Consider the following 8,733-nt stretch of genomic DNA (forward strand, 5'->3'; position numbering starts at 1 on the left):
CGAATAGAATGTAGGGGCGATTGGTTCGCCCTCAAGATTAACCTCCGACAGGAGAGCTAAGGTGAAAGACTTACTTAAGTTTCTGAAGCAACAAAATAAGACCGAAGAATTCGATGCAATTCGCATTGGTCTTGCTTCGCCAGATATGGTTCGTTCATGGTCATACGGTGAAGTAAAGAAACCTGAGACAATCAACTACCGTACTTTCAAGCCTGAGCGCGACGGCTTATTCTGTGCCCGTATTTTCGGCCCAGTGAAAGATTATGAGTGTTTATGTGGTAAATATAAGCGCCTTAAGCACCGTGGTGTTATTTGTGAAAAGTGTGGCGTTGAAGTAACGCTTACTAAAGTGCGTCGTGACCGTATGGGTCACATTGAGCTTGCGAGCCCAGTTGCGCACATTTGGTTCTTAAAATCATTACCGTCACGTATCGGCTTAATGCTAGACATGACACTTCGTGACATCGAGCGCGTACTTTACTTCGAATCATTCGTAGTAACTGAGCCGGGTATGACAACGCTTGAGCGTGGTCAGCTTTTAGGTGAAGAAGAGTACCTAGATGCACTTGAAGAGCACGGTGATGAGTTTGAAGCGAAGATGGGTGCAGAAGCAGTATTAGACTTGCTTCGTGAACTTGATCTTGGCCAATTAATTGCTGAAATGCGTGAAGAGTTACCAACAATTAACTCTGAAACTAAGCGTAAGAAGATCACTAAACGTCTTAAATTAATGGAATCTTTCCACCAATCAGGTAACAACCCTGAGTGGATGATCATGACAGTACTTCCAGTACTTCCGCCTGATCTACGTCCATTAGTACCACTAGACGGTGGTCGTTTTGCGACTTCTGATCTGAATGACCTTTACCGTCGTGTTATTAACCGTAATAACCGTCTTAAGCGTCTATTAGATCTAGCGGCACCAGACATTATCGTACGCAACGAAAAACGTATGTTACAAGAAGCGGTAGATGCGCTACTTGATAACGGTCGTCGCGGTCGTGCGATTACAGGTTCTAACAAACGTCCTCTTAAATCGCTTGCTGATATGATCAAAGGTAAGCAAGGTCGTTTCCGTCAGAACTTACTTGGTAAACGTGTAGATTACTCTGGCCGTTCTGTAATCACAGTAGGTCCTACGCTTAAACTACACCAGTGTGGTCTTCCTAAGAAGATGGCACTTGAGCTATTCAAACCATTTATCTACGGCAAACTAGAGCGTCGCGGCATGGCTACGACTATCAAAGCTGCTAAGAAGATGGTTGAGCGTGAAGTGGCAGAAGTATGGGATGTATTAGACGAAGTAATTCGTGAACATCCAGTATTACTTAACCGTGCACCAACACTTCACCGTTTGGGTATCCAAGCGTTCGAACCTGTGCTTATCGAAGGTAAAGCGATCCATTTACACCCATTAGTTTGTGCGGCGTACAACGCTGACTTCGATGGTGACCAAATGGCGGTACACGTACCGTTAACGCTTGAAGCACAGTTAGAAGCACGTGCTCTAATGATGTCTACAAACAACATCCTATCTCCAGCGAATGGTGAGCCAATCATCGTTCCTTCACAGGACGTTGTATTAGGTCTTTACTACATGACTCGTGATCGCATCAATGCGAAAGGCGAAGGTACTGTATTTAAAGATCCTAAAGAAGCTGAAAAAGCATACCGCAGTGGTAATGCTGAGCTACATGCGCGCGTAAAAGTACGTATTAGCGAAACAGTTAACAATGAAGAAGGTGAAGCAGTTGAGCAAGTATCTATTGTTGAAACAACAGTAGGTCGTGCAATTCTTTCACTTATCCTACCTAAAGGCATGCCGTTTGAGTTAATCAACCAAGCCCTAGGTAAGAAACAAATTTCTGGCTTATTAAACGAGTGTTACCGTCGTCTAGGTCTTAAAGATACAGTTATCTTTGCTGACCAAGTAATGTACACAGGTTTCCACTACGCGATGAAGTCAGGTGTTTCAATCGGTATCGATGACTTAGTTATCCCACCGGTTAAAGCAGAAATCATTGAATCAGCGGAAGCTGAAGTAACTGAAATCAACCAACAATTCCAATCAGGTCTTGTAACGGCTGGTGAAAAGTACAACAAAGTTATCGATATCTGGTCACGTGTAAATGAAAACTTATCACGTGAGATGATGGCGAACTTATCAAAAGACACTGTAATCAACGCTAAAGGCGAAGAAGAAGAGCAATCTTCATTTAACTCAGTGTTTATGATGGCAGACTCAGGTGCACGTGGTAGCGCCGCTCAGATCCGTCAGTTAGCGGGTATGCGTGGTCTAATGGCACGTCCAGATGGTTCAATCATCGAGACACCAATCACGGCGAACTTCCGTGAAGGTCTAAACGTACTACAGTACTTCATCTCAACGCACGGTGCGCGTAAAGGTCTTGCCGATACAGCACTTAAAACAGCAAACTCGGGTTACTTAACGCGTCGTCTAGTAGACGTTGCACAAGACTTAGTAATCAATGAAGACGACTGTGGCACAGAAGATGGCTTAACAATGAAACCGCTTATCGAAGGTGGTGACGTTGTAGAAGCACTTCGTGAACGTGTACTAGGTCGTGTTGTTGCTGAAGATGTATTAATTCCAAATACTAACGAAGTACTTGTTGAGCGTAACGTTATGCTTGACGAAAAACTGTGTGACCTTTTAGAAGAGCACTCAGTGGATGAAGTACGCGTTCGTTCAGTAATCACGTGTGATAATGACTTTGGTGTATGTGCTAAGTGTTACGGTCGTGACCTTGCGCGTGGCCACATCATCAATCCAGGTGAGTCAGTAGGTGTTATCGCGGCACAATCAATCGGTGAGCCGGGTACACAGCTTACGATGCGTACCTTCCACATCGGTGGTGCGGCATCTCGAGCGTCTGCTGAAAACAGTGTACAAGTTAAAACTAACGGTACATTGAAGTTACACAATGCGAAGTACGTATTAAACACAGACGGTAAGATTGTTATCACGTCTCGTTCAACAGAGATCACTATCATCGATAGCTTTGGTCGTGAGAAAGAGCGTTATAAAGTTCCTTACGGTGCGGTGTTAGCAGTACAAGATAATGCAGAAGTTCAAGGTAACGATATCGTTGCTACTTGGGATCCGCATAGTCACCCAATCGTTCTTGAGCACAAGTCAAAAATCTCGTTCAGCGACATTGATGACTCAAATACCGAAGCACAAACAGACGAGTTAACTGGTTTAACACGTGTGGTTGTTAAAGACTTAGGTAAAGCGAATGCGAAAGAACCTAAACTAATCATCGAAAGCGATGAGCGTGGTCTGCAAGAAACACGTCTTCCTTCATTCACAACGATTGAAGTAACAGACGGTGCAACTGCAAACCCAGGTGACGTACTTGCACGTATTCCGCAAGAAGGTTCGAAGACTCGTGATATCACGGGTGGTCTACCTCGCGTAGCTGACTTATTCGAAGCACGTAAGCCGAAAGATCCTGCAATCCTTGCAGAAATCACAGGTACTATCAGCTTCGGTAAAGAAACAAAAGGTAAGAAGCGTCTTGTAATCACTCCAGCTGAGGGTGACGCATACGAAGAGATGATCCCTAAATGGCGTCAACTTAACGTGTTCGAAGGTGAGCAAGTGTCTAAAGGTGAGGTTATCGCCGATGGTCCAGAATCACCACATGACATCTTACGCCTACGTGGTGTAACTCATGTAGCTAACTACATCGTTAACGAAGTGCAAGAGGTTTACCGCTTGCAAGGCGTTAAGATCAATGACAAGCACATTGAGACAATTATTCGTCAGATGCTACGTAAATGTATCATCCTTGACGGCGGTGACACTGAGTTCTTAGCCGGTGAACAAGTTGAAGTGGCACGCGTTAATATCGCGAACCGTGAACTTGAGAAGCAAGGCAAGATCCCAGCGAAGTTTGAAATCCAGTTAATGGGTATCACTAAAGCGTCACTTGCAACAGAATCTTTCATTTCTGCAGCATCGTTCCAGGAGACAACTCGTGTCCTAACTGAAGCCGCTGTAAATGGTAAGAGCGATGAGCTTCGTGGTCTGAAAGAAAACGTAATCGTGGGTCGTCTGATCCCAGCTGGTACAGGCTTTGCGTATCACCAAGACCGTTTAAACCGTCGCAAGCAAGGTGAAATCGTTGAAGAGCAAACAGTAAGCGCTGAAGAGGCAACTCAAGCACTAACTGACGCACTAAACGCAGATATCTCTGGAAACCAATAATCTCAACTTAATCAATAGATTAAGAAATCGTAAGGCAGTTATCTTCTGCCTTACGATGAGTTAAGGTTGACAGGTTAAACTTTGCTCATTAAAATTCCGCCACCCATTTGCCTGCACGTTTTGTAACGAGCATGTAAACAGGGCGGATTTTTTATTTTTTCAGTAGTAATTTTAATTTCAGGAGCTATTTAAATGGCAACTATTAACCAGCTAGTGCGTAAGCCACGTCGTAGCAAAGTTACTAAAAGTAACTCAGCTGCACTTAAAGCTTGTCCGCAAAAGCGTGGTGTATGTACTCGTGTATATACAACTACACCTAAGAAACCAAACTCTGCATTACGTAAAGTAGCGCGTGTTCGTTTAACTAACGGTTTCGAAGTAACATCTTACATTGGTGGTGAAGGCCACAACTTACAAGAGCACAGTGTAATCCTAATCCGTGGTGGTCGTGTTAAAGACTTACCAGGTGTGCGTTTCCACACTGTACGTGGTGCACTTGACTGTGCAGGCGTTAGCGACCGTCGTCAAGCTCGTTCTAAATACGGTGCTAAACGCCCTAAGGGCTAATGGTTCTCCGTTAGTAAGGCCAAGCACTAAATTTTTAAATTAATTGTTTTGGGTATTGACTCTAAAAGAGCAAACCTGAAGATACCGGAGATACAAAATGCCTAGAAGACGCGTAATAGGTCAACGTAAAATTCTTCCAGATCCTAAGTTCGGATCGGAACTTCTTGCTAAATTCGTTAACGTAGTAATGTTAGACGGCAAGAAATCTACTGCTGAAAAAATCGTTTATGGTGCGTTAGACGTGGCTGCTGAGAAATCAGGCAAGTCGCACCTTGAAATCTTTGAAGCTGCACTTGAAAACGTTCGCCCACAGGTAGAGGTTAAATCTCGCCGTGTTGGTGGTTCAACGTACCAAGTACCAGTTGAAGTACGTCCAGTACGTCGCAACGCATTAGGTATGCGTTGGTTAGTAGACGCTGCACGTAAGCGTGGCGAAAAATCTATGGGCTTACGTTTAGCTCAAGAAATCGTTGACGCTGCTGACAACAAAGGCACTGCGGTTAAGAAACGTGAAGACGTTCACCGTATGGCTGAAGCGAATAAAGCATTCGCTCATTACCGTTGGTAATCTGCCCTTAACCTTTAAGAGGATCATATGGCACGTACAACTCCACTTGAGCGCTATCGCAATATCGGTATTTGCGCTCACGTAGATGCAGGTAAAACCACCACAACAGAACGTGTTCTGTTCTACACAGGTCTTTCTCATAAGATCGGTGAAGTACATGATGGTGCTGCAACTATGGATTGGATGGAGCAGGAACAAGAGCGTGGTATCACAATCACTTCTGCTGCAACAACGTGTTTCTGGAAAGGGATGGACGCTCAATTTGACGACCATCGCATCAATATCATTGATACGCCAGGACACGTAGATTTCACTATCGAAGTAGAGCGTTCTTTACGCGTACTAGATGGTGCGGTAGTTGTTCTTTGTGCTTCATCTGGTGTACAGCCGCAAACTGAGACAGTTTGGCGTCAAGCGAACAAATACGAAGTTCCTCGCATGATCTTCGTAAACAAAATGGATCGCACTGGCGCTGACTTCTTAACAGTTGTGGACCAGGTGAAATCTCGTCTTGGAGCAACGCCTGTTCCAATTCAGCTACCAATTGGTGCTGAAGACGACTTTAAAGGTGTTATTGACCTTATTAAGATGAAAGCCATTAACTGGAATGCCGAAGATCAAGGCATGACTTTCACTTATGAGGACATTCCGGCAGAGCTTCTGGAGCTTGCAGAAGAATGGCGTTCTCACATGGTTGAGAGCGCTGCTGAAGCATCAGAAGAACTAATGGACAAATATCTAGAAGGTGAAGACCTGACCGAAGCTGAAATTAAAGCAGCTTTACGTCAGCGCACATTAGCAAACGAAATTGTTCCAATGACGTGTGGTAGTGCATTTAAGAATAAGGGTGTTCAAGCTGTGCTTGATGCTGTTATCGAATATATGCCTGCGCCAACACAAGTGAAACAAATCCAAGGTATCGTTGAAGATGGTACTGAGGAAGAACGTCCTGCTGATGACAACGCACCGTTTGCCGCACTTGCTTTTAAGATTGCGACAGATCCGTTCGTTGGCACCTTGACCTTCTTCCGTGTTTACTCTGGTACTGTTAAACAGGGTGATGCGGTATACAATCCAGTTAAAAGTAAGCGTGAGCGACTTGGTCGTATCGTTCAGATGCATTCAAACTCACGTGAAGAGATCAAAGTAGTCTACGCAGGCGACATCGCAGCGGCTATTGGTCTTAAAGACGTAACAACAGGTGAGACACTGTGTGATCCGAACTCAATTATTACGCTTGAGCGTATGGAGTTCCCAGAGCCAGTTATCTCTGTTGCGGTTGAGCCTCGCACAGTAGCTGACCAAGATAAGATGGGAATCGCGTTAGGTAAACTAGCGGCAGAAGATCCATCTTTCAGAGTACAAACTGACGAAGAATCAGGCCAGACTATTATTTCTGGCATGGGTGAACTTCACCTTGATATCATTGTCGACCGTATGAAACGTGAATTCAGTGTTGAATGTAACGTTGGTAAGCCGCAGGTAGCATACCGTGAAGCTATCCGTTCAGCTGTTGAAGTTGAAGGGAAGTTCGTACGTCAATCAGGTGGTCGTGGTCAATATGGTCACGTCTGGCTTAAACTTGAACCGATGGATATTTCGGATGATGAAGCGCCAACTTACGAGTTCGTTAACGAAATCGTTGGTGGTGCCGTTCCTAAAGAATACATCCCTGCGGTAGACAAAGGCATCCAAGAGCAAATGTCTCAAGGTGTGCTTGCTGGCTACCCATTACTTGGCGTTAAAGCGACTCTATATGATGGTTCATTCCATGATGTAGACTCGAATGAAATGGCATTTAAGATTGCAGGTTCAATGGCGATGAAGAAAGGTGCGCTTGAAGCAAACCCAGCTCTTCTAGAACCAGTAATGAAGGTTGAAGTTATCACTCCTGAAGAAAACATGGGTGATGTAGTTGGTGACTTAAACCGTCGCCGCGGCATGATCGAAGGCATGGAAGAAGCATTCGGTGGTCTTAAGCAAATTAATGCGCAAGTACCACTTTCTGAAATGTTTGGTTATGCAACTGATCTGCGATCTGCAACACAAGGCCGTGCATCTTACTCTATGGAGTTTTTGAAGTATGCAGAAGCCGCTAAAAACGTTGCAGATGCAATAATTGCAGCTCGCGCTGTTATATGATTTAGCTTGTCTGGCCCAATAGTGGGTCAGGCGTTAATTTCTTTATAGGAATTTTTTAAGATGGCAAAAGAAAAGTTTGAACGCGTAAAACCGCACGTAAACGTTGGTACAATCGGCCACGTTGACCACGGTAAAACAACTCTAACAGCAGCAATCACTAACGTACTTGCAAAAGTATACGGTGGTGTAGCTAAAGACTTCGCATCAATCGATAACGCTCCAGAAGAGCGTGAGCGTGGTATCACAATCTCAACTTCACACGTTGAGTACGATACTCCAACTCGTCACTACGCACACGTAGACTGTCCAGGACACGCCGATTATGTTAAAAACATGATCACTGGTGCTGCTCAAATGGACGGCGCAATCCTAGTAGTTGCTGCGACTGACGGTCCTATGCCACAAACTCGTGAGCACATCCTACTTTCTCGTCAGGTTGGTGTACCTTACATCATCGTATTCATGAACAAATGTGACATGGTTGACGACGAAGAGCTACTTGAGCTAGTTGAGATGGAAGTTCGTGAACTTCTTTCTGAGTACGACTTCCCAGGTGATGACTTACCACTAATCCAAGGTTCAGCGCTTAAAGCGTTAGAAGGCGAGAAAGAGTGGGAAGACAAAATCGTTGAGCTTGCAGAAGCACTAGATTCTTACATCCCAGAGCCAGAGCGTGACATCGATAAGCCATTCATCATGCCTATCGAAGACGTATTCTCAATCCAAGGTCGTGGTACTGTTGTAACTGGCCGTGTTGAAGCTGGTATCATCAACGTGAATGACGAAGTTGAAATCGTAGGTATCAAAGAAACTACGAAGACAACTTGTACAGGTGTTGAGATGTTCCGTAAGCTTCTAGACGAAGGTCGTGCGGGTGAGAACATCGGTGCACTTCTACGTGGTACTAAGCGTGAAGACGTTGAACGTGGTCAAGTACTAGCTAAGCCTGGTTCAATCACTCCACACACGAAGTTCACTTCAGAAGTATACGTACTTTCTAAAGATGAAGGTGGTCGTCACACTCCATTCTTCAAAGGTTACCGTCCACAGTTCTACTTCCGTACAACTGACGTAACAGGTGACGTACAGTTACCAGACGGCGTTGAAATGGTAATGCCTGGTGATAACATCAAGATGACTGTAGAACTAATCTGCCCAATCGCGATGGACGAAGGTTTACGCTTCGCTATCCGTGAAGGTGGCCGTACAGTTGGTGCTGGTG

Annotated in this window: 5 protein-coding genes; all 5 read left to right on the forward strand. The window is 44.8% G+C overall.

Annotated features, from left to right (window positions below; genetic code table 11):
- Positions 1 to 61 precede the first annotated feature (61 nt).
- Positions 62 to 4,234, forward strand: coding sequence for a DNA-directed RNA polymerase subunit beta' (gene rpoC, locus PASHI_RS01820; RefSeq protein ID WP_062564380.1), 4,173 nt, complete (start codon positions 62 to 64; stop codon positions 4,232 to 4,234).
- Between the two features lie 192 nt (positions 4,235 to 4,426).
- Positions 4,427 to 4,801, forward strand: a complete 375-nt coding sequence (rpsL, locus tag PASHI_RS01825) for a 30S ribosomal protein S12 (RefSeq protein ID WP_002958885.1) — start codon at positions 4,427 to 4,429, stop codon at positions 4,799 to 4,801.
- Between the two features lie 97 nt (positions 4,802 to 4,898).
- On the forward strand, positions 4,899 to 5,369 hold the full coding sequence (rpsG, locus tag PASHI_RS01830; protein ID WP_054554834.1) for a 30S ribosomal protein S7: 471 nt from the start codon (positions 4,899 to 4,901) through the stop codon (positions 5,367 to 5,369).
- Between the two features lie 27 nt (positions 5,370 to 5,396).
- The gene (gene fusA, locus PASHI_RS01835) at positions 5,397 to 7,511 is read left to right on the forward strand and encodes an elongation factor G (protein ID WP_054563999.1); all 2,115 of its coding nucleotides are present in this window, start codon (positions 5,397 to 5,399) and stop codon (positions 7,509 to 7,511) included.
- 60 nt (positions 7,512 to 7,571) lie between these two features.
- Positions 7,572 to 8,733 (forward strand): elongation factor Tu (gene tuf / locus PASHI_RS01840; RefSeq protein ID WP_062564381.1); only part of this gene is annotated, 1,162 nt, incomplete at its 3' end.

The organism is Pseudoalteromonas shioyasakiensis, from assembly GCF_001550135.1.
Taxonomy (GTDB): domain Bacteria; phylum Pseudomonadota; class Gammaproteobacteria; order Enterobacterales; family Alteromonadaceae; genus Pseudoalteromonas; species Pseudoalteromonas shioyasakiensis.

Bases quoted from the DNA above. Each gene is read 5' to 3' on its own strand.
- fusA (WP_054563999.1), top strand. From the start codon at position 5,397: ATGGCACGTACAACTCCACTTGAGCGCTATCGCAATATCGGTATTTGC.
- rpsL (WP_002958885.1), top strand. From the start codon at position 4,427: ATGGCAACTATTAACCAGCTAGTGCGTAAGCCACGTCGTAGCAAAGTT.
- rpsG (WP_054554834.1), top strand. From the start codon at position 4,899: ATGCCTAGAAGACGCGTAATAGGTCAACGTAAAATTCTTCCAGATCCT.